Origin of the sequence: Nocardioides abyssi (genome assembly GCF_030412915.1) — a bacterium.
Taxonomy (GTDB): Bacteria; Actinomycetota; Actinomycetes; order Propionibacteriales; family Nocardioidaceae; genus Nocardioides; species Nocardioides abyssi.
On record NZ_JAUHJR010000001.1, the window covers coordinates 1 to 18,377 of the forward strand.

At 73.7% G+C, this 18,377-nt stretch carries 16 protein-coding genes; 12 read left to right on the forward strand and 4 right to left on the reverse strand.

Annotated features, from left to right (window positions below; translation table 11 throughout):
- The coding region (locus QWY29_RS00005) for a glycosyltransferase family 2 protein (RefSeq protein WP_300958548.1) at window positions 1-753 on the reverse strand (753 nt) is incomplete at its 3' end.
- A gap of 34 nt (window positions 754-787) precedes the next feature.
- Here QWY29_RS00005 and QWY29_RS00010 point away from each other — a divergent pair.
- From QWY29_RS00010 to QWY29_RS00060, 11 genes are all read left to right on the forward strand, one after another.
- Complete coding sequence (locus tag QWY29_RS00010) at window positions 788-1,948, forward strand: sulfotransferase family protein (protein ID WP_300958549.1); 1,161 nt, start codon at window positions 788-790, stop codon at window positions 1,946-1,948.
- Entirely contained in the window at window positions 1,945-2,871 is a 927-nt protein-coding gene (locus tag QWY29_RS00015; protein ID WP_300958551.1) for a dolichol-phosphate mannosyltransferase subunit 1, read from the forward strand. The genes QWY29_RS00010 and QWY29_RS00015 overlap by 4 nt, the downstream gene beginning before the upstream one ends.
- An 805-nt stretch (window positions 2,872-3,676) precedes the next feature.
- Window positions 3,677-4,606 (forward strand): Rossmann-like and DUF2520 domain-containing protein, encoded by a 930-nt coding sequence (locus QWY29_RS00020; protein ID WP_300958552.1) that lies wholly within the window; start codon window positions 3,677-3,679, stop codon window positions 4,604-4,606.
- A complete protein-coding gene (gene panC, locus QWY29_RS00025) occupies window positions 4,603-5,505 on the forward strand; it encodes a pantoate--beta-alanine ligase (RefSeq protein WP_300958553.1) in 903 nt (300 codons plus the stop codon). The genes QWY29_RS00020 and panC overlap by 4 nt, the downstream gene beginning before the upstream one ends.
- The gene (gene panD / locus QWY29_RS00030) at window positions 5,505-5,924 is read left to right on the forward strand and encodes an aspartate 1-decarboxylase (protein ID WP_300958555.1); all 420 of its coding nucleotides are present in this window, start codon (window positions 5,505-5,507) and stop codon (window positions 5,922-5,924) included. Before panC ends, panD begins: the two co-directional genes overlap by 1 nt.
- Window positions 5,925-5,934: 10 nt before the next feature.
- Window positions 5,935-7,620 (forward strand): L-aspartate oxidase, encoded by a 1,686-nt coding sequence (locus QWY29_RS00035; protein ID WP_300958557.1) that lies wholly within the window; start codon window positions 5,935-5,937, stop codon window positions 7,618-7,620.
- A complete protein-coding gene (nadC, locus tag QWY29_RS00040) occupies window positions 7,617-8,519 on the forward strand; it encodes a carboxylating nicotinate-nucleotide diphosphorylase (RefSeq protein WP_300958558.1) in 903 nt (300 codons plus the stop codon). The genes QWY29_RS00035 and nadC overlap by 4 nt, the downstream gene beginning before the upstream one ends.
- A gap of 4 nt (window positions 8,520-8,523) precedes the next feature.
- Entirely contained in the window at window positions 8,524-9,303 is a 780-nt protein-coding gene (locus QWY29_RS00045; RefSeq protein WP_300958559.1) for a type III pantothenate kinase, read from the forward strand.
- Window positions 9,304-9,459: 156 nt separating this feature from the next.
- Window positions 9,460-9,810 (forward strand): histone-like nucleoid-structuring protein Lsr2, encoded by a 351-nt coding sequence (locus QWY29_RS00050; RefSeq protein WP_300958560.1) that lies wholly within the window; start codon window positions 9,460-9,462, stop codon window positions 9,808-9,810.
- Window positions 9,811-10,009: 199 nt separating this feature from the next.
- Window positions 10,010-12,607: an ATP-dependent Clp protease ATP-binding subunit gene (locus tag QWY29_RS00055; protein ID WP_300958561.1), complete on the forward strand. Its 2,598-nt coding sequence runs from the start codon at window positions 10,010-10,012 to the stop codon at window positions 12,605-12,607.
- A 279-nt stretch (window positions 12,608-12,886) separates the two neighbouring features.
- On the forward strand, window positions 12,887-13,957 hold the full coding sequence (locus QWY29_RS00060; protein ID WP_300958562.1) for a glycosyltransferase family 2 protein: 1,071 nt from the start codon (window positions 12,887-12,889) through the stop codon (window positions 13,955-13,957).
- Here the strand turns inward: QWY29_RS00060 and QWY29_RS00065 are convergent.
- Window positions 13,923-14,789: an iron-sulfur binding domain-containing protein gene (locus QWY29_RS00065; protein ID WP_300958563.1), complete on the reverse strand. Its 867-nt coding sequence runs from the start codon at window positions 14,787-14,789 to the stop codon at window positions 13,923-13,925. The genes QWY29_RS00060 and QWY29_RS00065 overlap by 35 nt on opposite strands.
- Before the next feature lie 78 nt (window positions 14,790-14,867).
- On the opposite strand from QWY29_RS00065, the gene QWY29_RS00070 reads away from it, so the two are divergent.
- Window positions 14,868-15,641 (forward strand): hypothetical protein, encoded by a 774-nt coding sequence (locus QWY29_RS00070; protein WP_300958564.1) that lies wholly within the window; start codon window positions 14,868-14,870, stop codon window positions 15,639-15,641.
- Window positions 15,642-15,794: 153 nt separating this feature from the next.
- Here the strand turns inward: QWY29_RS00070 and disA are convergent, their stop codons facing one another.
- Both disA and radA read right to left on the reverse strand, forming a co-directional pair.
- Entirely contained in the window at window positions 15,795-16,877 is a 1,083-nt protein-coding gene (gene disA, locus QWY29_RS00075; protein WP_300959577.1) for a DNA integrity scanning diadenylate cyclase DisA, read from the reverse strand.
- A 55-nt stretch (window positions 16,878-16,932) separates the two neighbouring features.
- The gene (gene radA, locus QWY29_RS00080; protein WP_300958565.1) at window positions 16,933-18,348 is read right to left on the reverse strand and encodes a DNA repair protein RadA; all 1,416 of its coding nucleotides are present in this window, start codon (window positions 18,346-18,348) and stop codon (window positions 16,933-16,935) included.
- Between the last annotated feature and the right edge of the window lie 29 nt (window positions 18,349-18,377).

An 18,377-nucleotide genomic window follows, 5' to 3' on the forward strand; every position in this document is an offset into this window, starting at 1 on the left:
GGCCTCGACGCTGGCCAGCGCCATCCGCTTGGTCGTCCAGCGGTCGCGCAGGTCGGCGGCCGACGAGCGCTGCTGGGTGATCGAGCTGCCGTCGTGGCGGATCCGCCAGTGGTAGACCACCTCCGGCAGCACCCCGAACCGCCGCGCGCGCAGGAACGCCTCCGTCGTCGTCGGCTGGTCCTCGTAGCGCACGCCTTCCGGCCACGACAGCCCCGCGCCCTCCCAGAAGTCGCGGCGGAACAGCTTGTTCCAGGCGAACACGTCGCCGAGCACCTCCGGGTGCTCCTCGATGCCGAACGCGCCCGCCCGCGCGTGCAGCCGGCGCATCCACGGCGGCTCGGCCAGCCCGCCGTCCTCCCACCGCGCCACGGACCCGGTGACGAAGTCGGCGGCGTGGGCCTCCAGCCGACGGGCCATCAGCTCGTACGCCGCCGGGGGGACGACGTCGTCGGAGTCCGTGAACGCCACCAGGTCGCCCGTCACGTGCCGCAGGCCCTCGTTGCGCGCCGCGCCCAGGCCTCGGTTGGTCGTGTGGACGACCCGCACCCGCGGGTCGCGGGCGGCGTACTCGTCCGCGATGGCGCCGGAGGCGTCCGGCGACCCGTCGTCGACGACGACCACCTCGAGGTCGACCCGGCGGGAGGCCTGGGCGAGCACGCTGTCGAGGCACGCGGGGAGGTAGCGCTCCACGTCGTAGACCGGCACCACGACGCTCACCCGGGTCCGGCGCCGGGCCCACGGTCGCAGCTGCATGGCCCGACAGTAGTGAGCGATAGGCTCCCGGGTCGTGAGTGCCCCCGACGCCGTCCCCTCCGCGCAGCAGCCTGCGGACCCGTCCGCCGTCGACCCCGCCGACTACCCCCGCAAGGTGCTCTTCGTCGCCGGCGCGGGGCGCAGCGGCACCAGCACGATGGCCGGTCTGATGCAGATCCTCGGCCTGCACGTGCCGCAGCCGGAGGTCGTCGCCGACGAGACCAACCCGAAGGGCTTCGGCGAGCCGGCCTGGGCCGTCGAGCACCACGACCGCCTCCTGAAGGAGGCCGGCGTGCAGGTCAGCGACTCGCGCCCCGAGGCGTGGTTCGAGACCGGCCGGGTCTCCACGCGGGAGAAGGAGCGGATCACCACCGCCGACTGGCTCGAGTCGCACTTCGCGGTGAGCAGCGAGCTCGTCGTCAAGGACCCGCGCCTGGCGTGGTTCCTCTCGCTGTGGCGCGTCGCCGCCGTCCGCACCGGCGCCACCCCCGTCTTCGCCACGATGCTCCGCCCGCCGGCCGAGGTCGTCGGCAGCAAGCAGACCTACTACAAGAACCGCCTCGGCTCGGCCCACCTCGCGGCGTCCTGGCTCAACATGCTGCTGCACACCGAGCGCGCCACCCGCGGCTCCTTCGAGGGCGGCGACGGCAGCGCGCGGGTCTTCGTGCGGTACGCCGACCTCCTCGACGACTGGACCCGGACCTGCATGCACGCCGGGGAGACCCTCGGCCTGCAGCACGTGCTCCACGCGCGCTCGGAGCAGATCCGCGACGGTCACCGCTTCGTCGACCCCTCCCTGCGCCGGGTCACCCAGTCGCTGGAGGACCTCGGCCTCCCCAAGCGGCTCCACGACCTGACCGCCGACACCTGGTCGGAGCTCAACAAGCTCGCCGAGCCCGGCGGCGACACCCCCGACGTCCACGCCGCCCTGGACCAGCTGCGCGAGGCGTACGTCGAGCTCTACGAGGAGTCCGAGGCCATCTCGCGCTCCTCGGTCGTCGCTGCCGAGCAGCGAGTGCGGCGCGAGCTCAAGGGCCGCGGCCCGGCTGCCGGTCGCCCCGGGCCCGCTGCGGGCGCACCGGCTCCGGCCGCCGGCGGCGACCTGGCCGACAAGATCCCGCACGGGCTGCGCGCCGCGATCCCGCCGTCGGTGCGCCGCGGCCTGCGCAAGGCCGTCGGCAAGACCCGCCCGTGACCGCGCACCTCGGCCGCACCGGGCTGACCAACCTCGAGGGCCACACCGACTACGACATCACCTGGCCGTGGGCGCGGCCCGAGGGGCTGCGGCCCGGCACCACCGCGGTGCTCCGGGTCAAGGACGAGGCCCCGTCGCTGCCGTTCGTGCTGCCGCCGCTGCTGCGCGCCTGCGACCACGTGCTCGTCGTCGACAACGGCTCGACCGACGGCACCCCCGACGTCGTCCGCGAGACCGCCGAGCGGCACGGACGCGCCGACAAGCTGACGCTCACGTCGTACCCCTTCGCCGTCGCCCGCGCCGGCGCCGAGCACCTCGCCGTGCACGAGCTGTCGGTGCACTCGCTGTCGTACTTCTACAACTGGTGCTTCGCGCAGGTCGGCACCCGCTACTCGTGGAAGTGGGACGGCGACATGGTGCTGACCACCGAGGGCGAGGCGTCGATCGCCGACCTCGGCTGGCAGGTCGGCGAGGTGCAGACGATCGTGCGGGTGCCGCGGCACCCGCTGTTCCTCGCCTCGGACTCCCTCGGCTACCTCGACCTCGGGCTGCGCAACGCCGAGGAGTGGGGCTTCCCGATCGGGCCGGACTTCGTCTACACCAAGGCCTTCGAGTGGGAGATCCGCACGACGCCCGAGGACGTGCGGTCGATCGGCCTGCCGTTCGGGCTGTGCGTGGAGCTGAAGTACCTCGACGGCGACGAGTTCGCCCACTGGACCGACCCCGCGTCGTTCGCCACCTCATGGCGCAACAAGCGCAAGCGGCGTGAGTGGGAGGTCTTCAACGCCCTGCGGGACGGCACCGTCCCCGCCGGCGTCGTCCGCATCGAGGCCCCCGCCGGCACCCACATCGTCGACCACGTCACCCACGACTGGCTGCCCCGCGCCCCCCGCCCGCTCGACGTGGGCCCCCAGCGCCGCTGATCGTCCCGCTGGTCGACGCGGTTGGTTGAGAAGGGCGCGCCAGCCGGTGGGTTGAGGAGGGCGCGCAGCGCCCGTCTCGAAACCGAGCGTCGACGAGCGCCCCCGCTGGTCGAGCAGCGAGCGCCAGCCGGTGGGTTGAGGAGGGCGCGCAGCCCCCGTCTCGAAACCGAGCGTCGACGAGACCCGCCCCCGCTGGTCGAGCAGCGAGCCCTGGCGAGCGTCGACGAGACCCCGTGAGCCGACCACGGCCTGTGCCCCTCGCGGCTGGCCGCGGGGCGTGGGTACGCCGGGTGCGGGGTCGGGGCCTGCGGCTCCCGCCGGCCGGGCAGGCCCGGTCTACCAGGCCTGCGCTCGTTTCTCGCTCCGGCCCCGCCAGACCCATCCACGACCGGGCCTGCCCGCCCGTCGTCCGCCTCCGGCCCGACCCGCGCGGCGTACCCGAACCGCTCCGCCCCACGAGCCCCATGTAGCCCAGCAAGCCCACGGCCGACGCGACTCCTGCACATATCGGGGTAGATCTGCCCCGATATGTGCAGGAGTCACCGGTTAACCGGTGACCCCGACACCCGGCAGCACCCGCCGAGACCCGGCCGCGCCCGATGAGGCCCAGGTCACGTGGGCCAACCGTTCTCCCGGACGACGGGACGGGCGTACCGTTGCGAGCGCTGGACCCGCCCGATCGGGGGTACAGCACGGCACCACTCCATCGAGGACACGAGCACACCGTCCGGTACCCACACCGGCCCACGGACCCGAGAACCGGGCGAGCGGGTGGTCGGAGGGACTGGAACGAAAGGTTCGAACCATGACGCACCGACCCCTCGGGGTGGGCGTCGTCGGCGCTGGTCGCGTCGGCGCCGTCCTCGCCGCCGCCCTGGGCGCCGCCGGCCACCACGTGGTCGCCGCCGCCGGCGAGTCCGACGCCTCCCGTGCGCGGATCGCCGCGCTGCTGCCGGGCGTGCCGAACGAGAAGCCGACGACCGTCGCGCGTGGCTGCGACGTGCTGCTGCTGACCGTGCCGGACGACATGCTCGGCAACGTCGTCTCGATGCTCGCCGCGAGCGGCGCGATCCGCGCGGGCCAGCTCGTCGTGCACACCTCCGGCCGCCACGGCCTGGCCGTGCTGGAGCCGGCCCGCGAGGTGGGGGCACGGGTGGTCGCGATGCACCCGGCGATGACCTTCACCGGCACCGCGATCGACCTCGAGCGGCTCGGCGGCTGCGTCTTCGGCCTGACCGCGGGCCCCGACGAGCGGGCCGACGCGGAGGCGCTCGTCGCCGACCTGGGCGGCCGGCCGATGTGGGTGCCGGAGGAGATGCGCACGCTCTACCACGCCGGTCTCGCCCACGGCGCCAACCACCTGGTCACGCTGGTGACCGAGGCGATGGAGATGCTCGCCGCGGCCGGCGCCGACGACCCGTCCGGCACGCTGCGCCCGCTGCTCACCGCCGCGCTCGACAACGCGCTGGCCCACGGCGACGCGGCGCTCACCGGCCCGATCGTCCGCGGGGACGCAGGCACCGTCGAGGCCCACCTCGAGGACCTGCTCGCCAACGCCCCGCAGACGCTGCCGTCGTACGTCGCCATGGCCCGCGCCACGCTCGACCGGGCCGTCACCGACGGCCGGCTGCTGCCGATCCGCGCGCTGAAGATCCACGACCTGCTCGCCCGGGCGAGCGTGGCCGCGGCGGCGGCCGCCGGCCCGACCACGACCCGGGTGACCCACCTGTCATGAGCGACCGTCCCGTCCTCGCGCCGACGCGCGAGGAGCTCTCGACCCTGCTCGCCGACGCCCGCCGGGCGGGCCGCCCGGTCGGCCTGGTGCCGACGATGGGTGCCCTGCACGAGGGCCACGCCGCCCTGATGAGGGAGGCCCGTGCCCGCGTCGGCGACGGCCCCGTCGTGGTCTCGGTCTTCGTCAACCCGCTGCAGTTCGGCGCCGGCGAGGACCTCGACCGCTACCCGCGCACCCTCGACGCCGACCTCGAGGTCTGCGCCCGCGAGGGCGTCGACGTGGTCTTCGCGCCGAGCGTCGACGAGGTCTACCCGGGCGGGGACCCGCAGGTCACCGTGGAGCCCGGCCCGCTGGCGTCGGTGCTGGAGGGGCGCAGCCGCCCCGGTCACTTCCGCGGCGTGCTCACCGTGGTCGCCAAGCTGTTCGGCCTGGTCCGCCCCGACGTCGCGGTCTTCGGTCAGAAGGACTACCAGCAGCTGGCGCTCATCCGCCGGATGGCCGCCGACCTGTGCCTCGCCGTCGACGTCGTCGGCGCGGAGACGGTCCGCGAGGCGGGCGGCCTCGCGCTGTCGAGCCGCAACCGGTACCTCGACGAGGAGCAGCGCACCGAGGCGCTCGCGCTGAGCAGGGCCCTGTACGCCGCGCAGGAGGCCGCGGCGTACGGCCTCGCGCCCGCGCTGGACGCCGCCCGCGCCGAGCTGCGCGCGGCCAAGGCCGTCGACCTGGACTACCTCGAGGTCACCACCCCCGACCTCGAGCCGCTGCCCGACCCGGTCCCGCCGGGGACCGAGGCCCGCGTGCTCGTCGCGGCCCGGGTCGGCAGCACCCGCCTCATCGACAACATGGCGCTCCGGATCGGGGCCGCCACCGACGACCGAGACCAGCAGGGAGAGCGCTGATGCTCCGCACGATGATGACGTCCAAGATCCACCGGGCGACCGTGACCCAGGCCGACCTGCACTACGTCGGGTCGGTGACCGTCGACGAGGACCTGCTCGACGCAGCCGACCTGCTGCCCGGCGAGCTGGTGCACATCGTCGACATCACCAACGGCGCTCGGCTGGAGACCTACACGATCGCCGGCGAGCGGGGCTCCGGCGTGATCGGCATCAACGGCGCCGCGGCTCGCCTGGTGCACCCCGGCGACCTGGTGATCCTCATCGGCTACGGCCAGATGGAGACCGCCGAGGCCCGGGAGCACCAGCCGCACGTGGTCTTCGTCGACGCCGACAACAAGATCCTCGCCACCGGCCTCGACCCGGCCGAGACCTTCGGCGGCGACGGACTGGTCCGCGGCGACGCCACCGCGGCTCGCTAGCCTTCGCCCCATGGCCGGCCCCTCCACCGCCCCGCCGGCACGCCGCCTCCCGGCGAGGCTGTCCGCCCCCGAGCCCGGGTGGACCACCGACGCCGACGTCGTCGTCATCGGCTCCGGCATCGCCGGGCTGACCGCTGCGCTGCGGCTGCGCCAGCACGTGGAGAAGGTGCTGGTCGTCACCAAGGACGTGCTGGCCGCCGGGTCGACCCAGTGGGCGCAGGGCGGGATCGCGGCCGCGCTCGGCGAGGGCGACACCCCCGAGCAGCACGAGGTCGACACGCTGGTCGCCGGCGCGGGCGCCTGCGACCTCGACGCGGTGCGGGTGCTGGTGGGGGAGGGGCCCGAGGCGGTCCACGAGCTGATCGCGCTGGGCGCCCGCTTCGACGTCGATGCCTCGGGGCTGCTCGCGCTCACCCGCGAGGGCGGCCATCTGCGTGACCGCATTGCGCACGCCGGCGGCGACGCCACCGGTGCGGAGATCCAGCGGGCGCTCATCGCGGCGGTCGAGGCGGCGACCGACATCGAGGTCGTGCCGCACGCGCTCGCCGTCGACCTGCTGCTCGCCGACGACGGCGGTGTCGCCGGCGTGACCCTGCACGTGATGGGGGAGGGCGAGCGCGACGGGATCGGCGCGGTCCGCTGCCGCGCGGTCGTGCTGGCCAGCGGCGGCCTGGGGCAGGTCTTCTCCCAGACCACCAACCCTGCCGTGTCCACCGGCGACGGCATGGCGCTGGCCCTGCGCGCGGGCGCGACTCTGCGCGACCTGGAGTTCGTGCAGTTCCACCCCACCGTGATGTACCTCGGCCCGGACTCCCGCGGGCAGCAGCCGCTCATCTCCGAGGCGGTGCGCGGCGAGGGCGCCGTGCTCGTCGACGACGAGGGCCGCCGGATCATGGAGGGCGTCCACGCGCTCGCCGACCTGGCCCCGCGCGACGTGGTGGCCAAGGCGATCACGCGGCGGATGCACGAGACCGGCCGGCCGCACGTGTGGCTCGACGCCCGCCACCTCGGCGCGGACTTCTGGGAGCGGCGGTTCCCCACCATCCTCGCGACCGCCCGCAGCCACGGCGTCGACCCGGTGATCGAGCCGATCCCGGTCGCGCCGGCCTGCCACTACGCCTCGGGCGGGGTCCGCACCGACCTGTGGGGCCGCACCGACGTGCCGGGGCTGTACGCCACCGGCGAGGTCGCCTGCTCCGGCGTCCACGGCGCCAACCGGCTGGCGTCCAACTCCCTGCTCGAGGGCCTCGTCTTCTCCCGCCGCATCGCCACGGTCCTGCCCGGGGAGCTGCGGCCCTGGGCCGAGCCCGCGGCCGACCCCCGGGCCGCCGGCCTCGTGGCCGGCTCGGTGCGCCGGCAGCTGCAGGAGGTGATGACCGGCCGCGTCGGCGTGCTCCGCTCCGCCGCCGGTCTCGACCAGGCGGCCACCGAGCTCGACGCGCTCGCCGGCACCTCCTCGCCGACCGTCGACCTCGACGCCTGGGAGACCACCAACCTGCTCACCATCGCCGCGGCGCTCACCGACGCCGCCGCGCTGCGCGAGGAGACCCGCGGGTCGCACTGGCGCGAGGACCATCCCGAGCGCGACGACGCCCGCTGGGCCGGCCACTTCGACGTCCGCCTCGACCCCGCGACGGCGACCACCACGCTCGCCTTCGACCCCGCCCCCGCGACCGATGGAGGCCTCGGCCGATGATCACCCCCACGGCGTACGACGCCCTGCCCGTCGACCTGCTCGCCGAGCTCGAGGCCGCCGGGCTCGACCCGCGCGCGGTCCACGCGCACGTGCTGCAAGCGCTCGCCGAGGACGTCCCGACCGAGGACGTCACCAGCGTCGCGACGATCGCCGCCGACGCCCGCGCCGTCGGGGACTTCGGGGCCCGCGAGGCCGGCACCGTCGCCGGGCTCGGCATCGCCGCGCTCGTCTTCCACGCGGTGCTCGGCGACGCGGTCGAGGTGACCGACCGGCTGCCCGACGGCACCCGCGTGCGCCCCGGGGACGTCGTCATGCGGGTCGCCGGACCGGCGCGCGGGCTGCTGACGGCCGAGCGCACCGCCCTCAACTACGCCAGCCACCTCTCCGGCGTCGCCACCGCCACCGCGGCCTGGGTCGACGCGCTCGAGGGGACCGGCGCCCAGGTGCTCGACACCCGCAAGACCCTGCCGACCTACCGCGCGCTGCAGAAGTACGCCGTGCGGTGCGGCGGCGGGCTGAACCACCGCACCAGCCTCTCGGACCGCGCGATGGTCAAGGACAACCACGTGGTGGCCGCCGGCGGCGTCGTGCCGGCCTACCGCGCCGTCCGCGCGGCGTACCCCGACCTCCGGGTGGAGGTCGAGGTCACCGACCTCGACCAGCTGCGCGAGCTGCTCGACGCCGGCTGCGAGGAGGTCCTGCTCGACAACATGCCGACGGAGACGATGGCCGAGGCCGTGGCGATCACCGCCGGCCGGGCGCGGCTCGAGGCCTCCGGCGGCCTGACCTTCGACCGCGCCCGCGAGGTCGCGGCCACCGGCGTCGACTACATCTCGGTCGGCGCGCTCACCCACTCCGTCGACGTCTTCGACCTCGGCCTGGACCTCCACGAGGAGTGAGGACGTGCCGCTCCTCGCCGCCGACATCGGCAACAGCCACACCCAGCTGGGCCTCGTCCAGGACGGGGAGGTCACCGCGCACTGGCGCGTCGGCACCGAGGAGCGCCGCACCTCCGACGAGTGGTCGGTCCTCATCCGCGGCCTGCTCGGCCGCGACGCCGCGACCGTCGACGGGGTGAGCGTCTGTGCGACGGTCCCGGCGGTGCTGCACGAGTGGCGCGACATGCTCGCGCGCCACTTCGCCGAGCTGCCGTGCCTGGTCGTCGAGCCCGGGGTGCGCACCGGCGTGCCGATCCTCATGGACAACCCGCGCGAGGTCGGCTCGGACCGCATCATCAACGCGCTCGCCGCGGCGACGCTCCACGGCGGGCCGGCGATCGTCGTCGACTTCGGCGGCACCGCGACGACGTTCGACGTGGTGAGCGCGCAGGGGCAGTACGTCGGCGGGGCGATCGCGCCCGGCATCGAGCTCTCCCTCGAGGCGCTCGGCCGCCGCGGCGCGCAGCTGCGCAAGGTCGAGCTGGCCCGGCCGCGCACGGTCATCGCGAAGAACACCGTCGAGGCGCTCCAGTCGGGCATGGTCTTCGGTCTCGCGGCCCAGGTCGAGGGGATCGTCGCGCGGATGACCGCCGAGCTCGGCGCGGACCCCGCCGACGTCCGGGTCATCGCGACCGGTCACCTCGCGCCGCTCGTGCTGGAGGAGTGCTCGGCATTCACCGCGCATTCCCCGTGGTTGACGCTCCAGGGCCTGGAGCTGGTATTCCGCCGCAACATCCGTGAATGACGCGTCGACACCCGGACAATTCATCCCCGATCCCGGGTAAAGAATCGCTGATCGGCATTAGTGGAATTGTTTCCGGCGCATTGCGTCTGGCACGATGAAACTCGCCGGAAATCCCATGCCGGTTCCATTTCCGCTATTCGCAGGAGTCAGTGACCCATGGCCCAGAAGATCCACATCGTGCTGGAGGACGACCTCGACGGCAGCGAGGCGACCGAGACCGTCTCCTTCGGTCTCGACGGCACGTCGTACGAGATCGACCTGAACGACGAGAACGCCTCCGCGCTGCGTGAGTCGCTGGCGACGTACGTCGGTCACGCCCGCAAGGTCAGCGGTGCCCGCCGCGGCGGCGGTCGTCGCTCGAGCGGCGGCTCCTCGACCTCCGCGAACGGCTCCGGCGGCCCGACCGCCAAGGAGGTCCGTGAGTGGGCGCGCGAGAACGGGTACGAGGTCCCCGACCGAGGTCGCGTGTCGGCCGAGGTCCGTGAGGCGTACGACGCCGCGCACTGAAGCCCGCAGCACCGAAGCAGCACCACGCAGCACCCGCACCACCGCACGTCGCCCCCGGGGCATCCGCCGAGCCTGTTCGCTCTCAGCGGATGCCCCGGGTGCGTTGTGCGGGAACGCGTAGGCTGTCCGCGGGGTTGAGCCTCATGTCCCGTCCACCCCGGATGTGGTGGACGGTCCCCCAGATCTTGAGGAGCGTTGCATGTTCGAGCGGTTCACTGACCGAGCCCGCCGGGTGGTCGTGCTGGCCCAGGAAGAGGCCCGCATGCTCTCCCACAACTACATCGGGACCGAGCACATCCTGCTCGGCCTCATCCACGAGGGCGAGGGTGTGGCCGCCAAGGCCCTCGAGAGCCTCGACATCTCCCTCGAGGCCGTCCGCGCCCAGGTCGAGGAGATCATCGGCCAGGGCCAGCAGGCGCCCAGCGGCCACATCCCCTTCACCCCGCGCGCCAAGAAGGTCCTCGAGCTGTCCCTGCGCGAGGCGCTGCAGCTCGGCCACTCCTACATCGGCACCGAGCACATCCTGCTCGGCCTGATCCGCGAGGGCGAGGGCGTCGCCGCCCAGGTGCTGCAGAAGCTCGGCGCCGACCTCAACCGCGTGCGCCAGCAGGTCATCCAGCTGCTCAGCGGCTTCCAGGGCAAGGAGTCCTCGCAGTCCGCGGCCGCCGCGACCGGTGCCGGCGGCGACGCTCCGTCGTCCTCGCTGGTCCTCGACCAGTTCGGCCGCAACCTGACCCAGGACGCCCGCGAGGGCAAGCTCGACCCGGTCATCGGGCGCGAGCAGGAGATCGAGCGGGTCATGCAGATCCTCTCGCGGCGCACGAAGAACAACCCGGTGCTCATCGGCGAGCCGGGCGTCGGCAAGACGACCGTCGTCGAGGGCCTGGCCCAGGACATCGTCAAGGGCAACGTGCCCGAGACGCTGAAGGACAAGCAGATCTACACCCTCGACCTCGGTGCGCTGGTTGCGGGCTCGCGCTACCGCGGTGACTTCGAGGAGCGCCTGAAGAAGGTGCTCAAGGAGATCCGCACCCGCGGCGACATCGTGCTGTTCATCGACGAGATCCACACCCTCGTCGGCGCCGGTGCGGCCGAGGGCGCGATCGACGCCGCCAGCATCCTCAAGCCGATGCTGGCCCGCGGCGAGCTGCAGACCATCGGCGCGACCACGCTCGACGAGTACCGCAAGTACCTCGAGAAGGATGCCGCGCTCGAGCGCCGCTTCCAGCCCATCCAGGTCGCCGAGCCGTCGATCGCGCACACGATCGAGATGCTCAAGGGCCTGCGCGACCGCTACGAGGCGCACCACCGCGTGACGATCACCGACGAGGCGCTCGTCTCGGCGGCGACCCTGGCGGACCGCTACATCTCCGACCGGTTCCTGCCGGACAAGGCGATCGACCTCATCGACGAGGCCGGCTCGCGGCTGCGCATCCGCCGGATGACCGCCCCCGCCGACCTGCGCGAGTTCGACGACAAGATCGCCGAGGTCCGCCAGCGCAAGGAGGCGGCGATCGACGGGCAGGACTTCGAGGCCGCCGCGCGACTGCGCGACGAGGAGAAGCAGCTCATCCTCACCAAGTCCGAGCGCGAGAAGCAGTGGCGCGCCGGTGACATGGACGAGGTCGCCGAGGTCGACGAGGAGCTGATCGCCGAGGTGCTCGCCGTGGCGACCGGCATCCCGATCGTCAAGCTCTCCGAGGAGGAGTCCACGCGGCTGCTCAAGATGGAGGACGAGCTCCACAAGCGCGTCATCGGCCAGGACGAGGCCGTCAAGGCGCTCAGCCGCGCCATCCGGCGTACCCGTGCCGGCCTGAAGGACCCCAAGCGTCCCGGCGGGTCGTTCATCTTCGCCGGCCCCTCGGGCGTCGGCAAGACGTGGCTGTCCAAGACGCTCGCGGAGTTCCTCTTCGGCGACGAGGACGCGCTCATCCAGCTCGACATGTCGGAGTTCGGCGAGAAGCACACCGTCTCGCGGCTCTTCGGCTCGCCTCCGGGCTACGTCGGCTACGAGGAGGGCGGCCAGCTCACTGAGAAGGTGCGCCGCAAGCCGTTCTCCGTCGTCCTCTTCGACGAGGTCGAGAAGGCCCACCCCGACATCTTCAACAGCCTGCTGCAGATCCTCGAGGAAGGTCGCCTGACCGACTCGCAGGGCCGGGTCGTGGACTTCAAGAACACCGTCATCATCATGACCACCAACCTCGGCACCCGGGACATCGCCAAGGGCATGAACCTCGGTTTCGCCGGTGCCGCCGGTGGCCCCGGTGACTACGACCGGATGAAGAACAAGGTCTCGGAGGAGCTCAAGCAGCACTTCCGCCCCGAGTTCCTCAACCGCGTCGACGAGGTCATCGTGTTCCCGCCGCTGTCGCAGGAGCAGATCGTCGCGATGGTCGACAACATGGTCGCCTCCGTCGAGGTCCGCCTCCGCGACCGCGACATGAAGCTGGAGCTGACGCAGAACGCCAAGAACCTCCTGGCCCAGCGCGGCTTCGACCCGGTCCTCGGTGCCCGTCCGCTGCGCCGGACGGTGCAGCGCGAGATCGAGGACGTCCTCGCCGAGAAGATGCTCTTCGGCGAGGTCGGCCCCGGGATGATCGTGCTGGTCGACGTCGAGGGCGAGGGTCCTACCGCGACCTTCACCTTCGAGGGCCAGAAGGTCGGCGAGCTGCCCGACATGCCGCCGTTCGAGACCGCCGGCGTCGAGACCAGCATCGAGACGACCCCGGTCGAGGGCGAGGGCCCGAACGACGAGGCCTCCGGCACCGACGTCCCCCGCACCGGCGGCGAGGACTGACCGGCCTGCTCCACCTGCTCCACCCGTCACGGGCGGCACCCCTCGGGGTGCCGCCCGTGCGGCGTTCCCGGGGGTCCTCGGGGTCGTCGGCGGGGGGAGACAGGTTCACCGGTCAACCGGTGAATTGGTCGGCTGGACCGACCGACCTCTCGACCTGACCGAGAGAACTCGCACTCGACCGAGGAACCTTCATCGGTCAGGCGCGAGTTCCTTCGGTCAAGTGCCGAGGAGACCTCGACGCCGTGCCCGTCCGCGACGACGAGCGCCTAGGGTGGCGGCGTGCTCTTCACCGTCAGCACCGTCAAGGACACCCTGCCCAACATCGAGCGGTTCGTGACCGGCAACCTCGCGGGCGGCGTCGACCACATGGTCGTCTTCCTCGACGCCGGCGACCCCGAGGTGCGGGCGTGGCTCGACGAGCACCCGCACGTCACGTGCGTGCGCACCGACGCCTCCTGGTGGCACGGCGAGCGGCCCGCCGAGCTCAACGTGCGCCAGCGGATCAACGCCAACGTCACCAAGGCGCTGCTCAGCCTCGTCGAGGGGGCCGAGTGGGTCTTCCACGTCGACGCCGACGAGGTCGTCCAGGTCGACCGCGCCGTGCTGGCGGCGGTGCCCGAGGAGACCCGGGTGGTGAGGCTGGCGCCGCTGGAGGCGGTCAGCCGCAAGCACTGGGACGGCGACCCCACCTGGTTCAAGCGACTGCTCGACAAGCCCGACCTGACCCTGCTGCAGACCCTCGGGGTCATCGACCGGCCCTCGAACGGCGCGCTCTTCCACGGCCACGTCGACGGCAAGTCGGGCGTCCGGCCGGCCACCGATGTCTGGCTGACCCTCCACCACGGCGTGGACGCCGCCAAGGCCGAGCTGCCGGCGTACGCCGACGCCGACCGGCTGCGGCTGCTGCACTACGAGTCGTACTCGGGGGAGGACTTCGTCCGGAAGTGGACCTCCATCCTCGCCGCCGGCCCGATGGCCAACTTCCGCCCGGCCCGCGAGCCCACGGCGGTCGCCCTGCGGGCGCTGATCGGCAAGGGGCTCAGCGAGGAGCAGGCCGCGCCGTACCTCATGCGGATCTTCGAGCGCACCACCGAGGACGACTTCGACACCCTCCGCGACCTCGGCCTGCTCGTCGAGGTCGACCCGCGGCAGGGCACCCACGTCCCGGCCCCGGCGCCGGAGGGCGACCTGGACCTGCTGCGCTCGCTGCTCGACGGCATGCGCACCGAGCCCAAGCGGCCCTTCCACCCCGGCGAGCCGGCGGCCGCGGCCGAGGAGGTCCTCACCCGGGTCGCCGGCGGCAGCCGGTACGCGGCTAGGGGAGCGCGTAGGTTCCTGCGTCGGTCCTGACCGCCAGGCCGTCCTCGACCAGCCCGGCCAGGCAACGGACGCGCTGCGCCTCCTCGGCCCAGACCGCCTCCAGCCGGCTGAGGTGGACCGGACCGTCCGCGTCGCGCAGCACCGCCAGCAGGCGGCCGCGGCACTGCCGATCGGTGCCGGCCCAGGTCTGCACCTTCCGCGGGGGTCCGTCGTACGCCGGGTGGCCGGCCGCGCGCCACGCGCACAGCGAGGCCACGGGGCACTCGCCGCACCGGGGGCGGGTGGCGGTGCAGACGAGGGCGCCGAGCTCCATCGTCGCGACGGCCCAGGTCGCTGCGGTCGCCTCGTCGTCGGGCAGCAGCTCGGCCGCGGCCTCGCGCTCCGCCCTGGTCACGTGCTGGGCCGGCAGCTCGACGCCCCCGACGGTGCGGGCGAGGACCCGGCGGACGTTGGTGTCCAGCACGACGTGGCGGCGGCCGAAGGCGAAGCTGGCGACCGCGGCAGCGGTGTACTCCCCGACCCCGGGCAGCGCCAGCAGCGCGGCGTGGTCGTCGGGCACCTCGCCGTCGTGGCGCTCGACGATCGCCTGCGCGGCCGCGTGCAGCCGCAGCGCCCGTCGCGGGTAGCCCAGCCGGCCCCACATCCGCACGGCCTCGCCCGTCGGCTCCGCGGCGAGGTCGGCGGGGGTCGGCCAGCGCTCCAGCCACTGCTCGTGGACGGGCAGCACGCGTGCCACGGGCGTCTGCTGGAGCATCAGCTCGGAGACGAGCACCGACCAGGGGGAGGCCTCGGGCCGGCGCCACGGCAGGTCGCGCTGCGCCGCGGCGTACCACCGCAGGACCGGCTCGTGCAGGGCGCTCACCGCGACATCCTCCCCGAGGCGCGGTGACGCGCGGTGTGGCACCCCGGATCGGCCCCGGCTGCTCGCTAACCTGCGGCCATGACGACGCTCACCCGCGGTCCGCTGCCGCCCGCGGTGTACTGGCGGCGCCGGCTCGTCGTGCTGACCGTCGCGCTCGTGCTGGTGCTGGGCATCGGCCGGCTGCTGGGCGGCGGGAGCGACGGCTCCGACCCGGACCGGGCCGCTCCGGCCGCCGCCGACGCGAGCCCGAGCGCGACCGTCACGGTGACCCCGTCGACCGACGTCACCGCCGCCGCCACGCCGGGCGCCACCGCCTCGGCCGGGTCGGGGGAGAGCCGGCCCGGCGGCAAGGGCGGCACGAAGGGCGGCCAGGGGAACGGCGGCGCGAGCGCGTCCGCCGAGCCGGTGCTCGCCCCGCCGGTCGGCCGATGCGAGGGCACCGACGTCGCGGTCACGCCCGAGGTCGAGAAGGCCACCGCCGGGCGCGACGTCACCGTCGTGCTCAACCTGCGCACCGTCGCCACCCCCGCCTGCACCTGGCGGGTCACCCGGGCCAACGTGGCCCTGTCGATCACCTCGGGGCGCGACCGCATCTGGTCGACCCGCGAGTGCGGCAAGGTGCTCCCCGGCGAGGACGTCGTCGTCCGCAACAACGTCACCACGGCCGTGCCGGTCACCTGGAACGCCGCCCGCATGGACGACTCCTGCTCGCGCGTCACCGAGTGGGCCCTCCCGGGCTACTACCACGCCACCGCTGCGGCCCTCGGGGGTGAGCCGAGCGACGTGCAGTTCGAGCTGAGGGCACCGGTCGCCGCCACCGTCACCAAGACCGCGGAGCCCAAGCGCCGCTGACCGTTGGTCTCGGCCGGTTGAGGAAGGCGCGCAGCGCCTGTCTCGAAACCCCGTGACCGTGGTTGCGGCCCTGCGCCGCTCCCGGGGTTTCGAGACGGTTGCCAGCGCAACCTCCTCAACCAGCGGACGAGGGGCGGCGAGAGGGGCGGAGCCTCAGACGTAGCGCTCGAGGATCGTCGACTCGGCGAGGCGGGAGAGCCCCTCGCGCACCGAGCGGGCCCGGAGCTCGCCCACGCCCTCGACGGCCTGGAGGTCGTCGATGCCGGCGGAGAGGAGCTTCTGCAGGGTGCCGAAGTGCTCGACGAGCCGGTCGACCACGGACGCGGGCAGGCGGGGGACCTTGGCCAGCAGCCGGTAGCCCCGCGGGGCCACGGCGCCGTCGAGGTGCTCGGCGGTGCCCAGGCCGAGCACGCGGGCGGTGGAGGCGGGGTCGACGAGCTCGGTCGGGGTGAGCGCCTCGAGCTTGGCGATGACGTCCTCGGGGCTCTTGCTGCGCTTGCCGGTCGGCAGGTAGTCGCGGATGACCAGCTCGCGCTCGGCGTCGACGCCGGTGACGAGCTCCTCGAGCTGGAGGCTGAGCAGGCGGCCGTCGGTGCCGAGCTCGAGCACGTAGTCCTCGATCTCGCGGGCGATCCGGATGACCATCTCCAGGCGCTGGGCGACGACGGCGACGTCGCGCACGGTCACCAGGTCCTCGATCTCCAGCGCGGAGAGCGTGGAGGCGACCTCGTCGAGGCGCAGCTTGTAGCGCTCGAGGGTCGCCAGCGCCTGGTTGGCGCGGGAGAGGATCTGCCCGGAGTCCTCGAGCACGTGGCGGGTCTCCCCGACGTACGCCGCGATGATCTGCATCGACTGCGACACCGAGATCACCGGGAAGCCGGTCTGGCGGGCCACCCGGTCGGCCGTGCGGTGCCGGGTGCCGGTCTCCTCGGAGGGGATCGTGTGGTCCGGCATCAGGTGGACGGCGGCGCGCAGGATGCGCGTGAGGTCGGCGTCGACGATGATCCCGCCGTCCATCTTGGCCAGCTCGCGCAGGCCGGTGGCGGTGAACGGCACGTCGAGCACGAACCCGCCGGTCGAGATCGACTCGACCGCCTTGTCGTTGCCCAGCACGATCAGCGCGCCGGTGCGGCCGCGCAGGATGCGCTCGAGGCCGTCGCGCATCGCGGTGCCGGGGGCGATCGAGGCGAGCGTCGCGCGGAGCCGCAGGAGGTCGTCGGAGCGGTCGTTGGCCACCACGCATGTCCTCCTGGTCGGGTCGTCGCTGGTGCAGCCTAAGGGACGAAGGCCGTCACTCGCCCAGGGGCAGACGGCGCGCCTGCCGCGCGGTCAGCCCGAGGTAGTGCAGCGCGGCCGCCACCGACGGCACCTCGACCACTCGCATCCCCTCGACGGTGCGCGGCTGCTCGGCCCGCGGGTCGACCGGTGCGCCCGCCGGACGGGGCACCACGGCGGTCTTGAAGCCCAGCCGGGCGGCCTCCCCGAGCCGGACCTCGAGGTCGCGCACGCGCCGCAGCTCGCCGGAGAGACCGATCTCGCCCATCGTCACCACGCCGGGCGGCGGCGGGGTGGCCAGGGTCGCCGAGGCGAGCGCGACCGCGAGCGCCAGGTCGGCCGACGGCTCGTGCAGCCGGGCGCCGCCGACGGTGGAGGCGAACACGTCGTGGTTGACCAGCTTGAGCCCGACGTGCTGCTGCAGGACCGCGAGGACCATCGCGAGCCGGGAGGAGTCGAGCCCGGACGTCGTACGCCGGGGCCGCTCCTGCGCGGACAGCGTGGCGAGCGCCTGCACCTCGGCGAGCAGCGGGCGGCGCCCCTCCATCATCACCGCGACGCAGGTGCCGGCCACGCCGGCGTGGTGGTGCTCGACGAAGAGCCCGGTCGGGTCGGAGACCGCCGAGATGCCGTCGGGACCGAGGTCGAAGCAGCCCACCTCGTCGACGGGCCCGAAGCGGTTCTTCATCGCGCGGACCATCCGGAAGCGGGAGTCGCGGTCGCCCTCGAAGTGCAGCACCACGTCGACGAGGTGCTCGAGCACCCGGGGGCCCGCGATCGAGCCCTCCTTGGTCACGTGGCCGACCAGGATCGTGGTGATGCCGCGGGTCTTGGCCATCCGGACCAGTGCGGCCGAGACCTCCTTGACCTGGGTGACCCCGCCGGGCACGCCCTCGACGCCCGAGGCGCCGATCGTCTGCACCGAGTCGACCACCAGCAGCGTCGGCCGCACCTGCTCGACGTGGGTGAGCACGGCGCCGAGGTCGGTCTCCGCGGCGAGGTAGAGCTGGTCGTGCACGCCGCCGGTGCGGTCGGCCCGCAGCCGCACCTGGGAGGCGGACTCCTCGCCGGTGACGTAGAGCGTGCGGTGCTGGTAGCGCGCGGTCTGGGCGGCCACCTCGAGCAGCAGCGTGCTCTTGCCGACACCGGGCTCGCCGGCCAGCAGGATCGCCGCACCCGGCACGAGGCCCCCGCCGAGCACGCGGTCGAGCTCGGGCACACCGCTGGAGCGGTGGGCGGCGTCCTCGACCGCGACCTGGCCGATCGGCACGGCGGCGGTGGTCACCGGCGTCGCCGCCTGGCGCGGCGTGGGGGCGAGGGCGGCCTCGGCGACCGAGCCCCAGGCCTGGCACTCGCCGCAGCGGCCGACCCACTTCGCGGTCTCCCACCCGCACTCGGTGCAGCGGTAGGTCGGACGCGGTGGCTTCGGCATGGGCCGAACGCTAGGCGACCCCGCCGACA

What these genes read in the sequence shown, in the direction of transcription:
- QWY29_RS00020 (WP_300958552.1), top strand. Translation starts at nt 3,677, where the DNA reads ATGACGCACCGACCCCTCGGGGTGGGCGTCGTCGGCGCTGGTCGCGTC.
- panC (WP_300958553.1), top strand. Translation starts at nt 4,603, where the DNA reads ATGAGCGACCGTCCCGTCCTCGCGCCGACGCGCGAGGAGCTCTCGACC.
- panD (WP_300958555.1), top strand. Translation starts at nt 5,505, where the DNA reads ATGCTCCGCACGATGATGACGTCCAAGATCCACCGGGCGACCGTGACC.
- QWY29_RS00035 (WP_300958557.1), top strand. Translation starts at nt 5,935, where the DNA reads ATGGCCGGCCCCTCCACCGCCCCGCCGGCACGCCGCCTCCCGGCGAGG.
- nadC (WP_300958558.1), top strand. Translation starts at nt 7,617, where the DNA reads ATGATCACCCCCACGGCGTACGACGCCCTGCCCGTCGACCTGCTCGCC.
- QWY29_RS00050 (WP_300958560.1), top strand. Translation starts at nt 9,460, where the DNA reads ATGGCCCAGAAGATCCACATCGTGCTGGAGGACGACCTCGACGGCAGC.
- QWY29_RS00055 (WP_300958561.1), top strand. Translation starts at nt 10,010, where the DNA reads ATGTTCGAGCGGTTCACTGACCGAGCCCGCCGGGTGGTCGTGCTGGCC.
- QWY29_RS00070 (WP_300958564.1), top strand. Translation starts at nt 14,868, where the DNA reads ATGACGACGCTCACCCGCGGTCCGCTGCCGCCCGCGGTGTACTGGCGG.
- radA (WP_300958565.1), bottom strand. Translation starts at nt 18,348, where the DNA reads ATGCCGAAGCCACCGCGTCCGACCTACCGCTGCACCGAGTGCGGGTGG.